The 1,636-nt window shown below is 61.4% G+C and carries 1 pseudogene; it reads right to left on the reverse strand.

The features are described 5' to 3' along the window. Positions 1 to 136: 136 nt before the first annotated feature. Positions 137 to 1,636, reverse strand: a pseudogene (locus B5F90_RS11050) (hypothetical protein); the annotation flags it as partial.

Raw genomic sequence — 1,636 nt, forward strand, 5'->3', positions numbered from 1 at the left:
GTCCCCGTTCATCCCGGCAGATTCCATCTCGTCCCGGGAGCAGGCAGTCGTCGCCATCAGGCCGGCAACCGCCAAAAAGAGAAACAATCGTTTCATAATCAGTAAACCTTAACAGTCTGTATTATTATCCGTCCGATTATTCGGCTACGATTTCATAGGGATAGGTCGCGTCGCCGGTCTGACGGTAGACATACCCCTGCTCGGGAGTCCAGGGCTGGTTGGATGCCGAGCGCGGCTGGGAGCTGAAACGGCCGCCCTTGAGGATAAATCCGCCCAGCGGATTTTCGGGCACGTCGTCGTTCGAGGCCAGCGCGCACGGGGTGCGGTCCGAGTAGTAGCTGCCGCTCAGCACCTCGATGACACCCTCCGATGCGGCGTAAAGCGCATAGAAGGCATCCTGATGGCTGGCGTCCGAATTGCGTGCGAAGACCGAAGCGTTGTCGCAGACGACATGCGAGCCGTCGATGGCGGCGACGGCACCCTGGACGCCCTCGACGGTCACATCCTTGAGCGTCATCCGGCAGCCGCTCTCGGCGCGAATCGCATAGGCCCACGAGCCGTACTTGTTCGACGAGGTGGAGGAGACGCTGCCGTCCTCAATCGTGATGGTTCCCAAACCGGCAACGGCAAAGAAGGCCGCGTTCAGGTCGACACCCTTCAGCGTAAGCACGGCGTCGGCGCTGTTGTTGTAGAAGGCCGTACCCGAATCGTTGCGCGTCGTCTCCCAGGTGCCGCCCTCAATGGTCAGCACACCGTTGTTCCGCACAATGCCCTTGGGGCAGGTGTAGGTTCCCTTGCCGCGCAGGGTCAGTTCGCTGTCGTTGGTAATCATCCATTCGGTCTTGTTCTCGACCGTACCGTCGATTGTAATCACCGTCGGGTGCTGGATGGTGAAGGGCTCGATGCCCTCCAGATTGAGCGTGGCCGACTCGGGGATGACCACCTCGCCGCCCTTCTGGGCAATCTCGGCCATCACGGCTGCCACATCCTCCTCGGTCGTAATCGCGAGGCCCCGGATTACCTCCCATACGGCGGGGTCTTCGCTCGCCTTGATGGACGAATAGCCCTCGGCAACGAAGCTCTTCACCGTACCGGCATCGTCGCCCGTCGCCGGGTCGTAGTTGACGAACTCGCCGCCATAGACCGTGATGGTACCGGGCTTCGAGTTGTTGACGTTCAGCACCGTATAGATGCCGCTCGGCGAGGCGACCGCGCTCTCGAAGTGACCGCCGTAGATGGTGATTTCACCGCCGTTGTAGGCATAGATGCAGTCGTTCCAGGCTCCGTTCTCGTCGGCCCCCACCTTGTAGCTGCCGCCGTTAATCGTCACCTTGGCATCGGGACCCATGGCAGCGATGGCCGTCACCGTGGCGTTGGCTCCGCCGTCGATGACACCGTCGCCGTTGATTTCAAGCTCGCCGTAGACATCGATGGCACCGCCCACCGAGGTTCCCACATACTTGATGGTATGACCGGCCAGATTGATGGTCATCTTCTTGCCGGCGCGGACCTTGAGCGTCTGCGGCAGCTCGACATCCTCCTCAAGCTCCACCGTACCGCCGTTCTCGGCCGCAAAGAGCAGCTGCGAGAGGTTGTGGTCCGGCTCGCCGAAGCCCGGGTCGATGTCGATGTCGAA

It is taken from the genome of Alistipes sp. An31A (assembly GCF_002159425.1).
Taxonomy (GTDB): Bacteria; Bacteroidota; Bacteroidia; order Bacteroidales; family Rikenellaceae; genus Alistipes; species Alistipes excrementigallinarum.